This window comes from Collinsella sp. HCP3S3_E11, from assembly GCF_052067375.1.
Classification (GTDB): Bacteria; Actinomycetota; Coriobacteriia; order Coriobacteriales; family Coriobacteriaceae; genus Collinsella.
This window is the reverse complement of record NZ_JBQHQI010000006.1, coordinates 19,120-37,457: the sequence shown is the minus strand read 5'-3', so window position 1 is coordinate 37,457 and position 18,338 is coordinate 19,120. Positions and strand designations below refer to the sequence as shown.

The following is an 18,338-nucleotide window of genomic DNA, read 5'->3' as shown; positions in this document are numbered from 1 at the left end:
CGGAATGTCGCCACCAGCCGCGTTATTCAAATCGCAGTGCCGCGCTCTGGGCCGCCTGCATCACGCGTTGGAGCGGCACATTGTGCTCGTGGGCAAGGCGGGCGCAGTCTTCGTACTCGGGCGCCGCGCGCTCACTGCCGTCGGGCAAGGTGGCCACCTTGACGGACACCTCGCCCCACGGCGTCGTTACGCGCTCAAAGTAGCGCGGCAGGCAAACGCGCTCCATAACCTGGCGGCGGATGCCATTGGTCGTGGTTTCCAAAAAGATGATCGTCTGCAGGCGCTCGATATCCTCGTGGGTGCAGATTACCTGCAACTGCCAGCCAGGGCGGCCTTTCTTGCAATAGAGGGGCAGCCAGTGCACCTCGCGCGCGCCGGCCTCGCGCAGGCGGTCGGCGGCGTAGGCGAGCACCTCGGGCGACGCGTCGTCGATGTCGCACTCCAGCTTGACGATGGTTTCGGGCGCATCGGTCTCGCGGGACAGCGGAGATGTAGTTCCACGTTGCATACGGTCCGGCTCCTTTCCGCACGGGCTCGTTTTATTCACCCAAACGCTAGCACATCGCGAGCGGCGCAAGTGTGGCGGCGCGCGATGAGCGCGATTTTCCTTGTCTGCAAGAACCGACACTCCACCGCCTCGGCCAAACATGTACGTCAGCCTCCAAACATGTCATTTTTTGTCGGTTTTGGAGGCTGAGGTACATGATTCGAAGCAAGGCCGATGTCGCGAGCCCGCCCTTATGCGCCGCCCGTCCTTTCCAGTCGATTTCGGCCCACGGCGCGCACATCGCACTGGGGGCCGCGCCGTTACAATGGAGCAGATTCGCTTGACGTAAAGGAGCCGCCATGCCTGCTTGCCCGCTAGTCGATTGCCATACTCACACCTCGTTCTCGGACGGACACGCCTCGTTTGAAGACAACGTCCGCGCCGCTGCTGCGGCCGGTTGCCGCACCATGGTCTCGGCCGATCACCTTACCCTGCCTGCCAGCATGGATGCCACCTGCGAGGTGCAGGTTGTCGAGGGCGACCTGCCGGCGCATCGTCTGGCTTTTGAGGATGCCCGCAAGCTTGCCGCGCAGATTGCGCCGGAGCTTGAGCTTGTCTATGGCTTTGAGTGCGATTGGTACGAAGGCTGCGAGCCTTTGGTTGAGCGCTGGTCCCGGGGCGCCGTCGTACGCCTGGGCAGCGTGCATTGGATTGGTAACCCGGGCAATATCATGGCAGGCGCTGCGGGCACGACGGGGACAGAGGGCGTCGCACGCCCCGATACGCCCGACTCACGCTGCGGCTGGATCGACGACGACACCAACCTGCACGTTTGGGAAAACTTAGGTGTGCGCGGCGTTTGGGAGCGCTATGTCGATGAATGGTGCCGCGCCTGCGAAAGCTCGCTCAACTTTGATGTGATGGCTCACCCCGACCTGGTCATGCGCTTTTCGAAGGAAGGCTTTGCGCCCGATTTTGACCCCGCACCGTTTTGGCGGCAGATGGCCGAGTGTGCGCACGATACGGGCCGCCGCGTTGAGGTCTCGACCGCCGCACCGCGCAAGGGGCTCGACGACTACTATCCCGCGACCGGCCTTTTGCGCTGCTTTGCCCATGCTGAGGCGCCCATTACCTTTGGCTCGGATGCGCACCGCGCCTGTGATATTTGCTGGAATATCCGCGAGGCCCAAGCCCATGCCTACGACTGCGGCTACCGAACCTTCGACATCCCCCACCCCACCGGCGAATGGGAGTCCACACCCCTCGCCTAGCCATCCCTTCATAAGTTGCGGTGAAATAGCTCCTATTTATAGCCCTAAGACCGTCAAACAAGAACTATTCCACCGCAACTTCTATGGTCATCAGGGACGTTCTTTAACGACTAGTGGCGGCGGGCGTTGAGTTCGCCGGCCAGCTCGTCGAGGGTAATGCCGTAGCGCTCAAGCGTCACGAGCAGGTGGTAGACCAGGTCGCCAGCCTCGTAGCGAATGTGATCATGGTCGTTATCCTTGCAGGCCATGATCACCTCGCTCGCCTCCTCGGCAAGCTTCTTGAGCAGCTCATCCTCCACATCGGTCAGCAGTCGAGCGGTATAGCTTTCCTGCGGCGACGCATCGCGACGACCGTGAATCACCTCGGCCAGCCCCGTTAGCGTCTCGCCGATATTTCCATCCTGAACGTTTGCGGTACGCACACCCATGGTTCAATCCTTTCTGGTCGGCCAAGCGCCTGGTCGAGCGCCCGCCCTACGCGAGTTTCTTAAAGAAGCAGGTACGGTTGCCGGTATGGCAGGCCGGACCCGGCGAGTCGACCTTGACCAGCAGCGTATCGCTATCGCAGTCGGCCCAGAGTTCGCGAACCTCCTGCATGTTGCCGCTCGTCGCGCCCTTGTTCCAGAGCTCCTGGCGACTGCGGCTCCAAAACCACGTGGTGCCGGTCTCGAGCGTCAGCCCCACCGACTCCTCGTTCATCCAGGCAACCATGAGCACCTCGCCGGTGTCATACTGCTGAACCACACAAGGAATCAGCCCGCGGGCGTCGTACGCAAGCTTTGAAGGATCGGTTATCTCTTCCATTTCTCTCCCCAAATTCAAACTTCGCAGGTCGGCGAGGGTTGTCCAGGTGCCCGAGATTCCGAGCGACAAGCCCGACGACGCGTACTTAAGTACGCGAGGAGGGTTGGAGCCGGAAGGTCGGGTGCCTGGGCAAGCCGCAGCGCTAGAAGTCCAACCTGACAGGGATGCCCTGAGAGGCCATATACTCCTTCACCTGGCGAATGCTGAAGGTTCCAAAGTGAAAGACGCTCGCCGCCAGCACGGCGTCGGCCTCGCCCTCGATCACGCCCTCGGCAAAATGCTCGAGCGTGCCCACGCCGCCGCTCGCGATGACGGGGATTGGCACCGCGCGGGCCACGGCGCGGGTGAGCGCCAAATCAAAGCCGGCCTTGGTGCCGTCGCGGTCCATGCTGGTGAGTAAGATCTCGCCGGCGCCGCGACGAGCCGCCTCCTCGGCCCACGCCACCGCGTCGATGCCCGTGGCGTTGCGACCTCCTGCGGTAAAGACCTCCCACTTGTCGGCACCGGATGCGCCGGGCAGGCCGACGCGCTTGGCATCGATCGCCACGACCACGGCCTGGCTGCCAAACGCCGCGGCAGCCTGGCTAATCAGCGACGGATCGCGCACGGCCGCCGAGTTGAGCGACACCTTGTCGGCACCGGCGGCAACCATGGTGCGCATGCCCGCCAGGTCGCGAAAGCCGCCGCCCACGGTATAGGGAATGGCGAGCTCCTCGGCCGCGTGCGCCGCCATCTCGATGGTCGTCGCGCGGTTGTCGCTCGTGGCAGTAATGTCCAGGAAGACGACCTCGTCCGCACCCTCGCGGTCGTAGGCGCGGGCCAGTTCCACCGGATCGCCCGCATCGCGCAAGCTCACAAAGTTAACCCCCTTGACCACGCGGCCGTCCTTGACGTCCAGACAGGGAATTACGCGCTTGGTAAGCATGGGCTACTCCTCCCCTCGGGCGGCGGCCAGCGCCTGGGCCAGCGTAAAGTTGCCCTCGTAGAGCGCACGGCCGGTAATGGCGCCTTCAATCGCGCCCTCACCCACCGCGGCCAGTGCGCGGATGTCGTCGAGCGTCGAGATGCCGCCCGAAGCCACGACGGGAAAGCCCGCGACCTCGGCCACATGGCGATACGCCGCCACATCGATACCCGTCTGCATGCCATCGCGCGCGATGTCGGTATACACCAGATGCTTAAAGCCCAGCTCGGAAAGCTGCGCCACGGCATCGTCGAGCGCCACACCTGCGCCGTCGCGCCAGCCGTTCACCTTGACCTGACCGTCGCGCGCGGCGATGTCTGCCACCAGCAACTCGCCAAAGCCTTGGGCTGCCACTTCGGCAAAACCCGGCTCGGTCACCAGCACGGTGCCCAGCGCGATACGGCATGCGCCGTAGCCTGCCAACTCGTCGATGCGCGCAAGCGAGCGGACGCCGCCGCCCACGTCCACGGACAGACCGTCGACGCCGCAGATGGCCTTAATCGCCGCCGAGTTGGCAGCACGTGCGCCCTCGTCCTCGCCAAAGGCAGCGGACAGGTCGACGACGTGCACCCAGCTCGCGCCCTGTTCGGCAAACGTGCGGGCAACGGCCACGGGATCGTCGGAATATACCTTGCAGCGGCTGCGGTCACCGCGCTCCAGGCGCACGACCTTGCCGCCGATCAGATCGATTGCGGGAAACAGGATCATCGGCCAACCTCCTCGACGATGCTCACAAAGTTCTTAAGGATGCGCTGACCCAGCGCGGAGGATTTCTCGGGATGGAACTGGCAGCCCCACACGTTGCCATGTCGCACGATGCACGGGAAGCTCCGCGTATAGTGTGTGCGCGCCAGCACATCGGCGGCATCGGCGTCGTCAGCCACCGCGTAGCTGTGGGTGAAGTACATGTTGGCCCCCTCGGCAAAACCGGCAAGCAGCGGATCGGCCGCACCGGCGGGCGTCATGTGCACCTGGTCCCAGCCCACGTGCGGCACCTTCAGGCGGCTCGACTCCAAGCGCGTGCACGAACCGCGCATAATGCCCAGGCCATCGACCCAGGGACCGCCAGCCTGCTCGGGGGCGCTGCCATCGGCGAGGGCGCCCTCGTCCGCAGGCACGCCCTCGTTGCCGCGCTCAAAAAATAGCTGAAGGCCCAGGCAGATGCCGAGCAGCGGAGTTCCGGTGGCAACGGCGTCGAGCACCGCGTCCGCCTCGCCACTCTGGCGCATAAAGGCGATCGCGTCATAGAACGCACCCACGCCCGGGATGACCAGGCCGTCGGCGCGGCGGATCTGCTCCGGATCGTCCGACGTGCAGGCGGCGGCACCGGCGCGCACAAGCCCGCGCACGACGCTCGACAAGTTGCCCTTGTGGTAGTCGACCACCACGATCTTCGGTTCGCCCACGCGACCCTCCTTTTTCCCATTCAAAACCTGCCAAAAAGGGACAGGTTTATTTTGGTCGGTTAAACGTTCACCCACCGTATGAGACAGCATTTCCGCAGATAAAACCTGCCAAAATAAACCTGTCCCTTTTTGGCAGGCTACAGCGAGCCCTTGGTGCTGGGGATGCCCTGCACGCGGGGATCGAGCTCGCAGGCGTGGCGCATCGTGCGGCCCACGGCCTTAAAGGCGGCCTCGATAATGTGATGCGAGTTGCCGCCTGCGAGCTCGCGCACGTGCAGCGTGAGCTTGGCATCGCGCGCAAAGGCATAGAAGAACTCGACGGCCAGCTCGGTATCGAAGCTGCCCACACGTTCGGTCGGCACGGGCAGCTCGCAGTAGGCCTGGCCGCGACCCGAAATGTCCACGGCGGCCATCACGAGCGTCTCGTCCATGGCAATCGCCGCGTCTGCAAAGCGCGTAATACCCGCCTTGTCGCCCAGTGCTTGGCAAAACGCCTCACCCAGCACAATGCCCGTGTCCTCGACGGTATGGTGCGCGTCGACCTCCACGTCGCCTACTGCATGCACCGTCAAATCAAACAGGCCATGGCGGCCAAAGGCGTTGAGCATGTGGTCGAAAAACGGTACGCCGGTCGAGATATCGCACACGCCGCATCCGTCCAGGTCGAGTTTGACAACAATGTCGGTCTCCCCCGTCTTGCGGGTCACCTCGGCATAACGGCTCATCTACATCTCCTCCTTCACCAGCGCGGCAAACGCAGCCAGCACCTCATCGTTTTCCTGCGGGGTGCCCACGGTAATGCGCAGACAGTCCGCAAGCCCCGGCGCGTAGCTAAAGTCGCGCACCAAAATCGAATACTCGTCGCGCAGGCGCTCACGCACGCGCGTAGCATGCGGCGTGCGCACGAGCACAAAGTTCGCCGCACTCGGCCATGCCTCCACGGGCAGACCCCCGGCAGCCATTGCGCGCAGGGCACACAGTTCGCGCTCGCGCTCGGATGCGACCTGTGCCACCACGGGCGCATACGCATCGCGGGCGCGCACGCAGGCAAGCGCCGCCGCCTGGCTCAGCACGTTGACCGAATAGATCTGGCGAATCGCCGCGAACACGTCGATGACCTCGGGTGCCGCAATCACATAGCCCAGACGCGTGCCGGCGGCGCCAAACGCCTTGGACAGCGTATGCAGGATCACCAGGTTGGAATGCTCGGCGATAAGTCCCTGCGCTGTGGTGGCCGCGCCAAACGAATCGTCGGCAAACTCCACGTAGGCCTCGTCGACCATCACCACGCCGGGGCACGCATCGCACAGGGCCGCGACAAAGTCGAGCGGTGCCACATCACCCGTGGGGTTATTGGGCGAGGTCACAATGGCCAGGTTGCACTCGGGCGCCGCCGCGAGCACGGCAGCCTGGTCGAGCTCAAAGGTCGCCGGGTCGCGCCACACGTCGCGCACCTCGGTCTGACAGAGCGACGCAAAGAACGCATACTCGCTAAAACACGGCGGGCAGTTGAGCAGGGTCCGCCCCGCGCCGCCAAACGCCAGCAGGTAGTTATAGAGCAGCTCGTCGCCGCCGTTGCCCACGCAGATATTCTCGCGCGCCACACCATGCCAAGCGGCAAGCTCGTCGCGCAGGTCACAGGACATGGGATCGGGGTAGCGGTTGAGCGGCGTGGCAGCCAGGGCGGCGTCGACCGCCTCGCGCACGCCAGCCGGCACGGGATAGGTGTTCTCATTGGCCGAAAGGTTGATGCGCGTGGGCGTAAAGTTGGGATCGTAGGGCTCAATGCCAGCCAAGTAAGGCTGGACGAGCTCCTTCATGCGAGACGTCAGCTCGGCCATATTAGGCCTCCTCGCCGGTCGCGCCAGCGCCATCCGCGCTTGCAGCCGCTAGGTCCACACCCTCGGCGACCCCGGTCGCGCCAGCGCCATCCGCGCTTGCAGCCGCTAGGTCCACACCCTCGGCGACCGTCGCCACGGCGTCGCCCGGCCAGGCGACCTTGGTCAGGTCGGCCGCGGCCAGAGACTCAGCACTCACGGCACCCTCGCCCTGCTCCAGCACACGGCGACGCAGCGCGGCGGAAAGCGCGTGCGCCCACAGGCCCTCGGCCTCGGCCAAACGCTGCGTCGCGGGAGCGTCCGAGAGCAGGCCCTCGGGCGTATAGCAAATGACGCTCGAGCGCTTGACGAATTCTTCGACCGAAAGCGGGTTGGAGAACATGGCCGTGCCGCCGGTCGGCAGCGTGTGGTTGGGGCCGGCAACATAATCGCCAAGCGGCTCGGAGCTCCAAGCGCCCACAAAGATGGCGCCGGCGTTGCGAATGCCGCCGAGCAGGCCCATCGCATCCTTGCAGTGAAGCTCCAGGTGCTCGGGCGCCACGGTGTTCACCGCCTCGACGGCAGCAGCCATATCGGCGGCCACCACGATGGTGCCCTCGTTGTCGAGCGAGGCGCGCGTGATCTCGGCGCGCGGGGACTGTGCCACCAGAATGTCGATACCCGCCTCGACCTCGCGCGCAAACTGCTCGTCGCAGGTCACCAGATAGCAGGCTGCTAGCGGATCGTGCTCGGCCTGGGCCATCAGGTCGGCCGCGACCACCATGGGTTTGGCCGTGGCATCTGCCAGCACGCAGACCTCGGAGGGGCCGGCGACCATGTCGATGCCCACGTCGCCCGAGACAATCTGCTTGGCCGCGGCAACAAAGGCATTGCCCGGACCGGTGATTTTGTCGACGCGCGGAATGGTCTCGGTACCGTATGCCAGCGCGGCCACGGCCTGAGCGCCGCCCACCATATAGATTTCGTCCACGCCGCCGAGCTTTGCCGCGGCGAGCGTGTAGGGGCTGATCAGGCCATCTTTTTGCGGCGGGGTCACCATGACCACGCGCTCGACGCCGGCCACCTTGGCGGGAATGGCATTCATGAGCACCGTGGAGGGATACTGCGCGCGACCGCCCGGCACGTAGATGCCGGCCGCCGCAAGCGGGGTCACCTTAACGCCGAGCATGGTGCCGTCTGCACGCGTGGTAAACCAGCTCTGCTCGACCTCGCGCTGGTGGAACTCGCGAATCTGGCGCGCAGCCTTCTCGAGCGCCGCGACAAAGGCCGGATCGAGGCCCTCGAGCGCGGCATCGATCTGTTCTTGCGGCAGACGGAAGCTCTGCAGCTCTACACCGTCAAAACGCTGACAGTAGTCGCGCACCGCGGCATCGCCGTTGGCGCGCACGTTGGCCACGATATCGCGGGCGGCGTCGACGATGTTTTGCGGCAGCACGCCCTTACGGTTGAGCTGGTTGGTAACGAGACGCTCACCAGGAGCAAGCTTGATGGTCTTCATATCGGTATCCCCTATCGGTCGAGGTTGTGTTCGAAAAACGAGAGGCCGGGCGGCGGCGCCCATCGGCCCGCAGCCCAGACGTTGGGGCGCCCGTGCGTGCTCGCGCTATTGTGCCGAGCCCGCAACGGGCTCAAAATGCTTGTCCTTAACGGCCGCCGCCAAGCGATCTGCCAGATTACGTACGCGAGGATCCAAGCGAGCGGCGCCCGGGTTGACAAAAAAGCGCGCCGTGCAGTCCATAATGCGACCAGTAATAACCAGGTCGTTGTCGCGCAGCGTGGCACCCGTAGCGGTAATATCCACGATGCGATCGGCCATGCCGACGATGGGGCCCAGCTCGATGTTGCCGTGCAGCGAAACGATATCGGCGTTCACACCGCGCTCGGCATACCAGGCACTCGCGATGCGCGGATACTTGGTTGCCACGCGAAGCGACCCGCGGCGAGCATAGTTGCGCTCGGCCTGACCGGCGCGCCACGCGGGCTCCGCCTCGATAAAGGTGCACAGGCCATAGCCCAAGTCGACCAGCTGCAGCAGGTTGAGGTCGGCCTCGATGAGCGAATCCCAGCCGCAGATGCCGCAATCGGCGCCACCGCAGCCCACAAAGGCGGGCGCATCGCTGGGTCGCACGATAACAAACTCGATATCGCCGACCGTGCCCTCACCGGCACGCGTGTCGCGACCGCGCACAATCAGGTGACGGCCGGGGTCACGCAACTCAGAGACGTCCAGGCCCGCGGCCTCGAGCACGTCGAGCGTGTCTGCCTTAAGCGAGCCCTTGGGCACGGCAATGCGCAGCGGACCCTCGGCGCCACGGCCCGCGGCGTGATCGCCGTCGGAAGCGGTGTCCTCTGCCGAGGTACGCGCGGCCTCCAGGCGCTCGAGCGAAAAGGCGAAGCCCGCAGCCGGCACCTCGATGCCGTCGCCAAATGCACCGGTAAAGATGGAGTCGTAGCGTCCGCCCGAACCCACCGGATCGGGCAAGCCGCCGGCATAGGCCTTAAAGACCAGGCCCGTGTAGTAATCGAAAGAGTTCATGATGGAGAAATCGAACGACAGCACCTGGGCGTCCTCGGGAGCCAAACCCTCGACCAGGGCACGCAGCTCGCGCGTCGGCGGCGCGGCGATACCGGCGGCCTCCAGCAGCGCGTCCACGCGGTCGAGCACCTCGGCACCACCGTGCAGGCGCGGCAGTTCGCTAATGGCGGCCTTGACGGCATCAGACTCGGTGCTGGCAGCCACGCGGGCATCGAGACCCACAAAGTCGTTGGCATGCACGCAGCGCAGGGCCTCGGCTGCCAGCTCGCGATCCTCGCACGCCGCGAGCAGCTCCTTAAAAGGACGCACGCTACCTGCGATAATGCGAGCATCGGGAAGCGCCAGCTTACGCACGGCCTCGGCCACCAGCGAAACAATCTCTACATCGCCCGCGGTATCGCCCGCACCGATAAGCTCAAAGCCCAGCTGCGTAAACTGACGCGAGCCACCGGCATTGCGCTGGCACTCGCGAACCACCGGCGCCTCGTAGCGAAGGCGCAGGGGCAGATCGGCCGCACGCATGCGGGTCGAAACCAGGCGCACGATCGGCAGCGTGTTGTCGGGACGGACCACCAGCAGGCGGCCGTCGTCATCAAAGAGCTTAAACGGCGTGTCCGCAATGCGGCCGCCCTCCTCGAGCGAACCCTTGTCCTCGAGCAGCGGCGTCTCGACCGGAAGGTAATGATGCTCCCTTAAGCAGCCCTTCACCGTATACGCGATCTCCTCGCGTGCCTGAGCCTCCTCGGGCAATATGTCCCGGAATCCCCACGGTGTGGCCGTCATCTGGTGAGCCTCCTCATACTGCGTTTCATATAGAACAAAAGACCGGCATAGCTCCGCCGGTCTTCTGGGTACTTTAGCATACTAGAGTGCTTGCGGGGAGAACCGTCCCTCCTCGGCTCACAGCGTATTCATTTGGAAACATAGGGCAAGCGATTAGCAGCAGTCTCTTGTTACAACGCAAAAAGGGCGCCCGTGCAATTGCGGACGCCCTTGTGCAGGGTTGAGATATCAACCAGCCAAGATATCGGACCTGTGACCAGCTCTTAGTAGTCGAACTGGTGGTAGTAGCGGCGGTACTTGAGGTTGTGCTTGGTGACCAGCTCGTAGTTGCGCGCGAGGCGGTCGGTGGTCAGCACGGACAGGATCCACGGGGACACGATGACGCGGAAGTCGTCGTCCAGGCCCGGGATCGCGTACTCGGCGGTGTCGATGATGACGTAGTCCTCGTCGCCGGTCACGCCGCTGGTGAGGAAGGCGCGGACGCGCTCGTCGAGGGCGCGGCACTCGTCCTCGCCCATGAACAGGAACACCGGGACGCCGGGCTCGAGCAGCTCGAGCGTGCCGTGGAAGAAGTCGTGCGAGGTGATGTGGCGGATGCGCTTCCACTGCATCTCCTCGAGCAGGCACATGGAGTACAGGATGGTCTCGCCCCAGAGGGCCCCCGAGCCGATGAACATGGTGTAGTCGGCCAGCGCGTACTTCCTGGCGATCTCCTCGGCGCGCGGCTCGAAGCGCTTGCGGATGTCGAGCAAGTCCTTCCAGACGTCCTTCGTCTGCTCGATGAACAGGTCGAACTTGGGGAAGCAGCCGCGGCGGTTGAGCAGGCGCAGGCCGAAGCAGTCGGCGAGGTAGTAGCCCTTCTCGCAGCCGCCGGCGCCGTGGTCGGAGGCCATCATGACGCAGTTCTCGGCGCCCACGGCCTGCCCGATCTTGCCCTCGGGGTTGGTCATGGCGAAGACGCGCACGCCCATCTCCCTCATCTTGCCGACGGCCTCGAGCACCTCGGGGGTGGTGCCGGACTCGGAGGCGGTCAGCACGACGGACTTGTCGGTCATGCGCTTGTGGCCCATGACGTTCCACTCGGCGGCGTGGATCAGGTAGACCTCGAGGTCGCGGTCGCCGAACTTGTTCATGAGGTACTCGAGCTGCATGAACTCGTCCCAGGTGCCGCCGACGCCCATCAGGAAGACGGCGTCGTAGCCCTCCTCGTGCACGCGGTCGGCCAGGGCGGTCATCCGCTTGCCGGCCTCGTAGACGTTCCTGCCGTCCTCGAGGTAGCCCTCCTGGTCGAAGTGCATGATCTCGATCTTCTCGGTCTCCTTCATGTGTGTCCTCCCATCACATGTGCGCAATTCTATACATCGCGCTTCTTGCTGATACCAATTATAGACATACGATTGCTTGTTATTTAATACCAATCTAAACTCACGAAGATTTGCGGCAAACGGTCGGTTTCCTCACCCGAGTGGTATTACAACGCCAATAGTTGTCTATTTCGAGCGCTACTGCCAACGGGCTCCCCACAACTCGCCAGCTATAAAAGCGTTGCGCCAGACCCGCCCAAGCATTTCCGGCGCAACCGCGCAGTTTAGTTATTCGGCCTCCATCTCCGCTGTCACACGGCGATACATCTCGATAACCTGAGTCGTCGCCTTGGACGGATCCTGATAGTAGCGGCCATCACACGTCTCGGCCGAGACATAGCCCGTATAGCCGTGGCGCATGAGCGCCTCGAGGTCGGAACGCATATCACGCTCGCCGTCGCCCCAGGCAAGATGCGTCGTGCCGCCGCCCACATCTACAAAGTGGGTGTGAACGATCTTGTTGCCCAAAACCTCAAAGTAGCCGTCTATCGTGTCGCCGGCAACTTCCATGGCGCCAAAGTCGATACAAGCCTTCAGGTTGGGGCGATCGACCGCCTCGAGGATGCGCGCCACATCCTGTGCAGTGTTGACCAGCACGGACTCCGACGGCTGCAGCGCCTCGAGCGCGACGCGAATACCGCGCGTGTCGGCGTAGTCGCACACCGAGCGCAGCATGGCAACGCTACGGGCCCAGGCGTCCTCAGCTGGCTCGTCCAGATAGGCCCAACCACTCGTCACCAGAATCTGCGGCGCGCCTAATTCAACGGCTACGTCGATCACATTCTTAAAGTACGAGAGGATGCGTTTTTGGCCCGCCTCGCCGCGCACCGCGACGTTCCACGGCTTGGGGTTGTTCTGCTCGGGGCACACGCACACAATCTTGATGCCGTACTGGGCGGCAAGATCGCGAATCTTATCCACCGATTCGTGCTCATGGCAATCCACATACAGGTGCATCGAGCCGGTCCACAGCTCGATATTGCGATAGCCGGCCTCACCTGCAGCCTTAAAAAACGTCTCGATGCTGTAGTAACGATGGTTGATGTTCATGAGCGAAAGCTCGGGTACGACCATAGCCCTCCCCTTTCGTACGGAGTTTTAAAAAAAACAGGGGGCCGCCGCAGATGCGACAAGCCCCCAAAGATCGACGCAACCGTTAGACGCGATGGAAGCGTGATTCGAACATATTAGGCAAGCACGCCAAAGTAAGCACCGATGATGCCCACGGCCATGGTGCAGAGGATCAGGACCATCGGGTTGATCTTCTTGGAGAGCAGCCAGTAATAGAGCCAGAAGGCGGCCATGCCGAGCATACCGGGCATGATGCCGTCCAGGATGTCCTGGAGAGTCTGGGCGGAGTCGCCCTGACCGATAGCGACGGGCAGCGAAGCCCAGAACATGTCCTTGCTCATGGCGCCGACGACCATGACGCCGACGATGCCGACGCAGGCCATGATCTTTTGCATCAGGCCGGTCTTCTGAGCCTCGTCGAGGAAACCAATGCCCAGCTCATAACCCTTGATAGCGCCAAAGATACGAATCAGGAACGCCGGGATGTTGTAGATGAGCAGGAAAGCGATGGGGCCAAAGACGTTGCCGGTCTGGCACAGGCTGATGCCCACGGCAGCGGCGACGACGCGCAGGGTGGACAGGAAGAAGGAGTCACCCAGGCCGGAAAGCGGGCCCATAAGGGCGGCCTTGATGTCGTTGACGCTCTCGGGCTCAACCTCGCCACGAGCGACTTTCTCCTCCATGGCCATCGCGATGCCGCCCACGAAGGGAGCGAGCTGCGGGGTAATGTTGAAGAACGCGCTGTGACGGTGCAGGGCCTCGGCGTAATCGTCGGGACGGCCGGCATAGATCTTCTTGAGCATGTTGGCGACCATCAGGCAGAAGGCGATGTTCATCTGCTTGTAGTAGGTCCAGGAGAATTCCATGCCCAGGGCGCCGGTGTTCACGGCGCTCTTAATGAGGTCGGAGCGAGTAATCTGGTTCTCGGAATTAGAAGTCATCGTCCTCATCCCCTTCCACAGAAAGCTGGGGCTGGGCGCCACCAAGGCCCAGCAGGTCGTACTTGTCGATGCCGATGATGATTGCGATCAGAGCGACGCCGAGGACGGGCACGTTGGCATAGGAGCACAGCAGGAAGCCCAGGAAGTAGAACGGCACGAGCTGCTTGGTAAGCACCAGACGGCCGAGCATGGCGAAGCCCATGGCAGGCAGGATGTTGGCTGCGACGCCAAAGCCATCGAGGACGAACGTCGGGATGAAGTCGAGCAGGCCCTGAACAGCGTCGGCACCCAGATAGAAGGAGACGGAGCACAGGACAAAGGCCAGAACGACAATCACGAGACCGATAATCCAGTGCATAGCGTAGATACCCTTGAGGTTACCCTTGCTGGCAAAGACGTCGGCACGGTCCACCAAAAGGGGCATACCGGCATTGACGACGTTCTTGATAGCCAGGGTCAGAGTGGCGATGGGCATCGCGAGCGCGATAGCGGCCTCGGTGCTCTGACCCAGCTGAATAGCGAAGGCGCAGGCAAGCACGCCGCCAATTGTCTCATCGGGCGGCACATAAGCGCCGATGGAGATAGAGCCCATGAAGAGCAGCTCGAGGCTCGCACCGATGGCGAGGCCGGACTGTAGGTCCCCGAGGACTATGCCGACGAGCGGGCACAGAATGATCGGGCGGAACGCATAGAGCGTACCGAGCTGATAATCGAGCTTACCGAAGGCAGCGATAAGTCCGATGAGGATCGCTTGAACAAGCATTGTTCCTCCTTTTGATCCCTCTTGGATCCGCGCGGCGATTCCCGACTTGTCAGCGCGCCCTTTCCCATGCCGACAATCGTCCAGACAGATCCAGCTTGTACCGGCGTGCTGTTAACACCTAAACCGGTGCAAATGATTTGATACCAATTATATAGTCATGCGAAAACTATTTAATACCAATCGCTCAACGGGCAGGTACTCCCGGTGAACGGTAGATGGGGTAACGGGTAAAGCGTTTATCCGGTACGCCCACGGGCAGGGCGGAGCCGTACGCGCCGCCCTGTAGTTCCCAATTAGAGGGCGCTTAGAGCATCGACCTTGGGGTCGTCGGCCAGAGCGCGAATCTCGACCTCGATTCCGCGGCCGACGAGCTCGCGAATGTCCTCTTCCTCGGCAGCGGTCACAAAGATCTGACGGGAGATCTTACGGGCATCGGGACGCTGCTCATCCTTGGACTTGGTGTTGCCCAGGTTGATGGAGGTAATCTGCGGGCAGCCTTCGACAAGCTGCTTGGCCTCGGCGATGCTGGCGACGCAGACGATCATCTTGTACTTATCGGTGACACCGGAGTTGATAGCCTCGATGGCGTGCTCCATGTCCTTGATGACGAGCTTGGCGTTGGCCGGCTTTCCCATCTTGAGCGTGGTCTTCCAGACGGGATCGTTGGCAACCTTGTCGCCAACGCAGAAGATGCAGTCGGAGCCCAGGCCCTGGACCCAAGAGACGGCCACCTGGCCATGAAGCAGACGATGGTCGACGCGAACCAATTGAATCATGATTGACCCCCAAAGGTCTCATGCCGGAAACCCGGCCCCATTATTAGCAGGCGGTGACTAGAACTCTTCCTCGTCATCCGCATCGGTCAGCAGGTCGTTGACAAACTTGACGCGCGTGTCGTCAGCCGCGAGAATCTCGCGGATAACCTGGTCGGCGGGAGCCTCCTGGTCCGAGAAGAGCAGCTGGATTAGCAGCGGCAGATTCATGTTGGCAATCAGGTAGGTGTTGGGGCGCGTCTGGACGATCTTGGTGAACTCGTTGTTGACGCTGCCGCCAAACAGGTCGGTGCACACGATCACATCGTCGGCGGGATCGATAGTCGCCAGGAGCTTGGCGGCCTCCTCGGCGACGTCGGTGCGGCCGTCGACAAACATCGACAGATCGTGGACGTTATCGCGCGCGCCCGAGAGTAGCTCGGTGCTCTCCTTGATGCCGGTCGCAAAATGCGCGTGGCTGGCAAAGATGTATTGCCTCATTGTGGTATCCCCCCAAATAGAATTAGTAGTCGAACTGGTGGTAGTAGCGGCGGTACTTGAGGTTGTGCTTGGTGACCAGCTCGTAGTTGCGCGCGAGGCGGTCGGTGGTCAGCACGGACAGGATCCACGGGGACACGATGACGCGGAAGTCGTCGTCCAGGCCCGGGATCGCGTACTCGGCGGTGTCGATGATGACGTAGTCCTCGTCGCCGGTCACGCCGCTGGTGAGGAAGGCGCGGACGCGCTCGTCGAGGGCGCGGCACTCGTCCTCGCCCATGAACAGGAACACCGGGACGCCGGGCTCGAGCAGCTCGAGCGTGCCGTGGAAGAAGTCGTGCGAGGTGATGTGGCGGATGCGCTTCCACTGCATCTCCTCGAGCAGGCACATGGAGTACAGGATGGTCTCGCCCCAGAGGGCCCCCGAGCCGATGAACATGGTGTAGTCGGCCAGCGCGTACTTCCTGGCGATCTCCTCGGCGCGCGGCTCGAAGCGCTTGCGGATGTCGAGCAAGTCCTTCCAGACGTCCTTCGTCTGCTCGATGAACAGGTCGAACTTGGGGAAGCAGCCGCGGCGGTTGAGCAGGCGCAGGCCGAAGCAGTCGGCGAGGTAGTAGCCCTTCTCGCAGCCGCCGGCGCCGTGGTCGGAGGCCATCATGACGCAGTTCTCGGCGCCCACGGCCTGCCCGATCTTGCCCTCGGGGTTGGTCATGGCGAAGACGCGCACGCCCATCTCCCTCATCTTGCCGACGGCCTCGAGCACCTCGGGGGTGGTGCCGGACTCGGAGGCGGTCAGCACGACGGACTTGTCGGTCATGCGCTTGTGGCCCATGACGTTCCACTCGGCGGCGTGGATCAGGTAGACCTCGAGGTCGCGGTCGCCGAACTTGTTCATGAGGTACTCGAGCTGCATGAACTCGTCCCAGGTGCCGCCGACGCCCATCAGGAAGACGGCGTCGTAGCCCTCCTCGTGCACGCGGTCGGCCAGGGCGGTCATCCGCTTGCCGGCCTCGTAGACGTTCCTGCCGTCCTCGAGGTAGCCCTCCTGGTCGAAGTGCATGATCTCGATCTTCTCGGTCTCCTTCATTCCCGCTCCTTTCACGAGCAGTTCGAATTGTCGCACGGACTGACCGGGCTTGCCGCCCCGTCGCGCCGCTTAACCTTGTGGACATCTTGGCCCCAAGCTCAACAATTCAAAGGTTCTTAATACCAGTGAACGATTACAGGTTAGCCGTTTTTAATACCGATTTTTTGATTTCGTCCTCCCATCTCGGTAGACGGTCAGTTTTTGCCGCTCATCGGTCATGCGACACATGTCCGTAAAAAATGAGCACCCCGCCGTGCACGAGGATGCTCTAGACGCTAATAGTTGTAGGTATATCCGCCGGCATCGCCGCGGTTAAAAGACTTGGCATGCTCAATCGGCTGCCCACTCGAGTCATAGGTCAGGCATTCCAGTACGAGCGCCAGATCGCCCGGCTCAAGATTGAGCAAACTCGCATCGCGTGCGCCCAGCGCTTCAATATCGAGTTTCTCAATCGACTTGTCCGGCTTGCGCCCCAACATGTCATAGGTCTCGAACAGGCTGAAGACCGAAATGTCCACGTCTTCGATGCCCGGAAACAGCAGACACGGAATCAGCGTCATCTCGATCGATACGGGCTCACCATCAATGCAGTTGAGACGGCGCACCGAGTAAAGCAGATCGTCCTCGGCGATGTCAAACAGGTCGGCGTAATACGGGCCGGCGTAGCGTTTGGAGCGCGCCAGGATGCGCACCGACGGCGTCGCACCCGACGCCAGAACCGACTGACGGAAGCCGCCCTTGCGTTCGTGCTCGTCAAACCACTTGTGTCCTACAAAGGCGCCCTTGCCCTGTACCCGACGAATCTGGCCACTTTTGACCAGCTCGTCCATGGCGCTTCGGATTGTCAGGCGCGTCGTGCCAAACTCCTCGGCCAGCTCGTTTTCGGACGGAATCATCGAGCCCGTCGGGTAGTCGCCGCGCTCAATTCGCTCCGCAATGCAGCGGCGAATTTGCTTGTAAACCGGCAAGTCTTCTACTGCATCAGCCATTCGACACCCACCTTCGTCGCAACGCCGTCCGCCTCCCCGTTATCGGCAAAACGATACTTGGTCGGCAGAATCACGGACTTGCAATACTCGACAAAGCCATCGTTCTCGTCACGCTCGTGCGAAGCTTTGTAAAACACCGGCGTGCCCTCCTGGGCACCCAGCAACTTGGCCTCGTCGGCGTTCAGACGGCTGATGGAAATATACTCCTTGCCGTGCGCCACATGGACATTCCCCTCTTTAAGCAAAACGTCGTAGAGGCTTTCCTGCTCAAAATCGTGATCGGGAAGCGAGGGGCACAAAGACAGGTTGACGTGAGCCGTCTCAATCGACGCCGGGGAACCATTAACCACGCGCACACGTCGAATGCAGAAGAGCGGCGTGCCCAGGTCGATCTGGGCTTTTTGGGCCAAATCGATATCGGCGTACACGACCTTGGACCAAACCAGGCGCGCGGTCGACTTTGAGCCAACCCTCTCCACCGCCTGCGTATAGTTCCATGTTTCCTGAAAGATGTTCAGCGGTTTGGGAGGACACACATAGGTGCCCGAACCGCGGCGGCTTTCCAAAGTTCCGCACGAAATCAGACGCGTGATCGCAGCGCGCAACGCCGTGCGTGACACGCCCAGCTCTTCACAAAGCACACGCTCGGCGGGCAGCCGGTCACCACCCTGCAGGTCATAATGTTTGATATACCAAAGAATGCCCTCAAAGGCGCGATCTTTGGGCGGAATCGCATATGGTTCACTCGACATGGGCAAGGCTCCTCAACCGCTTGATGCTGCGG

Annotated in this window: 20 protein-coding genes; 1 reads left to right on the top strand and 19 read right to left on the bottom strand. The window is 62.5% G+C overall.

Annotated elements, in window-relative coordinates; genetic code table 11:
• Nucleotides 1-22: 22 nt before the first annotated feature.
• On the bottom strand, nt 23-508 hold the full coding sequence (gene larC / locus ACTM86_RS05255) for a nickel insertion protein (RefSeq protein ID WP_441015962.1): 486 nt from the start codon (nt 506-508) through the stop codon (nt 23-25).
• Between the two features lie 338 nt (nt 509-846).
• Between larC and ACTM86_RS05250 the strand changes: the two genes are divergently transcribed.
• The gene (locus ACTM86_RS05250) at nt 847-1,758 is read left to right on the top strand and encodes a PHP domain-containing protein (protein WP_441015959.1); all 912 of its coding nucleotides are present in this window, start codon (nt 847-849) and stop codon (nt 1,756-1,758) included.
• Nucleotides 1,759-1,868: 110 nt separating this feature from the next.
• Here ACTM86_RS05250 and hisE read toward each other — a convergent pair whose 3' ends face one another.
• The 18 genes from hisE to ACTM86_RS05160 all read right to left on the bottom strand — a co-directional run bounded on the left by hisE (nt 1,869) and on the right by ACTM86_RS05160 (nt 18,306).
• Entirely contained in the window at nt 1,869-2,186 is a 318-nt protein-coding gene (gene hisE / locus ACTM86_RS05245) for a phosphoribosyl-ATP diphosphatase (RefSeq protein ID WP_006235893.1), read from the bottom strand.
• A 46-nt stretch (nt 2,187-2,232) separates the two neighbouring features.
• Nucleotides 2,233-2,562, bottom strand: a complete 330-nt coding sequence (gene hisI, locus ACTM86_RS05240) for a phosphoribosyl-AMP cyclohydrolase (RefSeq protein WP_427728483.1) — start codon at nt 2,560-2,562, stop codon at nt 2,233-2,235.
• A gap of 142 nt (nt 2,563-2,704) precedes the next feature.
• Nucleotides 2,705-3,487: an imidazole glycerol phosphate synthase subunit HisF gene (gene hisF, locus ACTM86_RS05235; protein ID WP_117769949.1), complete on the bottom strand. Its 783-nt coding sequence runs from the start codon at nt 3,485-3,487 to the stop codon at nt 2,705-2,707.
• A gap of 3 nt (nt 3,488-3,490) precedes the next feature.
• Nucleotides 3,491-4,234 (bottom strand): HisA/HisF-related TIM barrel protein, encoded by a 744-nt coding sequence (locus ACTM86_RS05230; protein WP_427718862.1) that lies wholly within the window; start codon nt 4,232-4,234, stop codon nt 3,491-3,493.
• On the bottom strand, nt 4,231-4,932 hold the full coding sequence (locus ACTM86_RS05225) for an imidazole glycerol phosphate synthase subunit HisH (RefSeq protein WP_441015956.1): 702 nt from the start codon (nt 4,930-4,932) through the stop codon (nt 4,231-4,233). The genes ACTM86_RS05230 and ACTM86_RS05225 overlap by 4 nt, the downstream gene beginning before the upstream one ends.
• Before the next feature lie 137 nt (nt 4,933-5,069).
• Nucleotides 5,070-5,657: an imidazoleglycerol-phosphate dehydratase HisB gene (gene hisB, locus ACTM86_RS05220; protein ID WP_427795451.1), complete on the bottom strand. Its 588-nt coding sequence runs from the start codon at nt 5,655-5,657 to the stop codon at nt 5,070-5,072.
• Complete coding sequence (gene hisC / locus ACTM86_RS05215; RefSeq protein ID WP_441015953.1) at nt 5,658-6,773, bottom strand: histidinol-phosphate transaminase; 1,116 nt, start codon at nt 6,771-6,773, stop codon at nt 5,658-5,660. It abuts the gene before it with no gap.
• A 1-nt stretch (nt 6,774) separates the two neighbouring features.
• Nucleotides 6,775-8,268: a histidinol dehydrogenase gene (gene hisD / locus ACTM86_RS05210; protein WP_441015950.1), complete on the bottom strand. Its 1,494-nt coding sequence runs from the start codon at nt 8,266-8,268 to the stop codon at nt 6,775-6,777.
• 105 nt (nt 8,269-8,373) lie between these two features.
• Entirely contained in the window at nt 8,374-10,089 is a 1,716-nt protein-coding gene (gene hisG, locus ACTM86_RS05205) for an ATP phosphoribosyltransferase (protein ID WP_441015947.1), read from the bottom strand.
• Between the two features lie 263 nt (nt 10,090-10,352).
• Nucleotides 10,353-11,414: an SIS domain-containing protein gene (locus ACTM86_RS05200; protein WP_441015932.1), complete on the bottom strand. Its 1,062-nt coding sequence runs from the start codon at nt 11,412-11,414 to the stop codon at nt 10,353-10,355.
• Between the two features lie 267 nt (nt 11,415-11,681).
• A complete protein-coding gene (locus ACTM86_RS05195) occupies nt 11,682-12,527 on the bottom strand; it encodes a sugar phosphate isomerase/epimerase family protein (protein WP_441015944.1) in 846 nt (281 codons plus the stop codon).
• A gap of 113 nt (nt 12,528-12,640) precedes the next feature.
• The gene (locus tag ACTM86_RS05190; protein WP_441015941.1) at nt 12,641-13,474 is read right to left on the bottom strand and encodes a PTS system mannose/fructose/sorbose family transporter subunit IID; all 834 of its coding nucleotides are present in this window, start codon (nt 13,472-13,474) and stop codon (nt 12,641-12,643) included.
• Complete coding sequence (locus ACTM86_RS05185; RefSeq protein WP_441015938.1) at nt 13,455-14,228, bottom strand: PTS mannose/fructose/sorbose/N-acetylgalactosamine transporter subunit IIC; 774 nt, start codon at nt 14,226-14,228, stop codon at nt 13,455-13,457. Before ACTM86_RS05185 ends, ACTM86_RS05190 begins: the two co-directional genes overlap by 20 nt.
• A gap of 293 nt (nt 14,229-14,521) precedes the next feature.
• Nucleotides 14,522-15,004 carry a PTS sugar transporter subunit IIB gene (locus ACTM86_RS05180; RefSeq protein ID WP_441015935.1) on the bottom strand — a complete coding sequence of 161 codons (483 nt, stop codon included), beginning with the start codon at nt 15,002-15,004 and terminating at the stop codon, nt 14,522-14,524.
• 57 nt (nt 15,005-15,061) lie between these two features.
• The gene (locus tag ACTM86_RS05175) at nt 15,062-15,481 is read right to left on the bottom strand and encodes a PTS sugar transporter subunit IIA (protein ID WP_154515120.1); all 420 of its coding nucleotides are present in this window, start codon (nt 15,479-15,481) and stop codon (nt 15,062-15,064) included.
• Nucleotides 15,482-15,503: 22 nt separating this feature from the next.
• Entirely contained in the window at nt 15,504-16,565 is a 1,062-nt protein-coding gene (locus tag ACTM86_RS05170) for an SIS domain-containing protein (RefSeq protein ID WP_441015932.1), read from the bottom strand.
• Nucleotides 16,566-16,840: 275 nt separating this feature from the next.
• Complete coding sequence (locus ACTM86_RS05165; RefSeq protein WP_154515122.1) at nt 16,841-17,554, bottom strand: GntR family transcriptional regulator; 714 nt, start codon at nt 17,552-17,554, stop codon at nt 16,841-16,843.
• Entirely contained in the window at nt 17,539-18,306 is a 768-nt protein-coding gene (locus ACTM86_RS05160; RefSeq protein WP_154515124.1) for a GntR family transcriptional regulator, read from the bottom strand. Before ACTM86_RS05160 ends, ACTM86_RS05165 begins: the two co-directional genes overlap by 16 nt.
• Nucleotides 18,307-18,338: the final 32 nt, after the last annotated feature.

Excerpts from the sequence above, each read along its gene's own strand:
- larC (WP_441015962.1), bottom strand. The coding sequence starts at position 508 with ATGCAACGTGGAACTACATCTCCGCTGTCCCGCGAGACCGATGCGCCC.
- ACTM86_RS05250 (WP_441015959.1), top strand. The coding sequence starts at position 847 with ATGCCTGCTTGCCCGCTAGTCGATTGCCATACTCACACCTCGTTCTCG.
- hisE (WP_006235893.1), bottom strand. The coding sequence starts at position 2,186 with ATGGGTGTGCGTACCGCAAACGTTCAGGATGGAAATATCGGCGAGACG.
- hisI (WP_427728483.1), bottom strand. The coding sequence starts at position 2,562 with ATGGAAGAGATAACCGATCCTTCAAAGCTTGCGTACGACGCCCGCGGG.
- hisF (WP_117769949.1), bottom strand. The coding sequence starts at position 3,487 with ATGCTTACCAAGCGCGTAATTCCCTGTCTGGACGTCAAGGACGGCCGC.
- ACTM86_RS05230 (WP_427718862.1), bottom strand. The coding sequence starts at position 4,234 with ATGATCCTGTTTCCCGCAATCGATCTGATCGGCGGCAAGGTCGTGCGC.
- hisB (WP_427795451.1), bottom strand. The coding sequence starts at position 5,657 with ATGAGCCGTTATGCCGAGGTGACCCGCAAGACGGGGGAGACCGACATT.
- hisC (WP_441015953.1), bottom strand. The coding sequence starts at position 6,773 with ATGGCCGAGCTGACGTCTCGCATGAAGGAGCTCGTCCAGCCTTACTTG.
- hisD (WP_441015950.1), bottom strand. The coding sequence starts at position 8,268 with ATGAAGACCATCAAGCTTGCTCCTGGTGAGCGTCTCGTTACCAACCAG.
- hisG (WP_441015947.1), bottom strand. The coding sequence starts at position 10,089 with ATGACGGCCACACCGTGGGGATTCCGGGACATATTGCCCGAGGAGGCT.
- ACTM86_RS05200 (WP_441015932.1), bottom strand. The coding sequence starts at position 11,414 with ATGAAGGAGACCGAGAAGATCGAGATCATGCACTTCGACCAGGAGGGC.
- ACTM86_RS05195 (WP_441015944.1), bottom strand. The coding sequence starts at position 12,527 with ATGGTCGTACCCGAGCTTTCGCTCATGAACATCAACCATCGTTACTAC.
- ACTM86_RS05190 (WP_441015941.1), bottom strand. The coding sequence starts at position 13,474 with ATGAGGACGATGACTTCTAATTCCGAGAACCAGATTACTCGCTCCGAC.
- ACTM86_RS05185 (WP_441015938.1), bottom strand. The coding sequence starts at position 14,228 with ATGCTTGTTCAAGCGATCCTCATCGGACTTATCGCTGCCTTCGGTAAG.
- ACTM86_RS05180 (WP_441015935.1), bottom strand. The coding sequence starts at position 15,004 with ATGATTCAATTGGTTCGCGTCGACCATCGTCTGCTTCATGGCCAGGTG.
- ACTM86_RS05175 (WP_154515120.1), bottom strand. The coding sequence starts at position 15,481 with ATGAGGCAATACATCTTTGCCAGCCACGCGCATTTTGCGACCGGCATC.
- ACTM86_RS05170 (WP_441015932.1), bottom strand. The coding sequence starts at position 16,565 with ATGAAGGAGACCGAGAAGATCGAGATCATGCACTTCGACCAGGAGGGC.
- ACTM86_RS05165 (WP_154515122.1), bottom strand. The coding sequence starts at position 17,554 with ATGGCTGATGCAGTAGAAGACTTGCCGGTTTACAAGCAAATTCGCCGC.
- ACTM86_RS05160 (WP_154515124.1), bottom strand. The coding sequence starts at position 18,306 with ATGTCGAGTGAACCATATGCGATTCCGCCCAAAGATCGCGCCTTTGAG.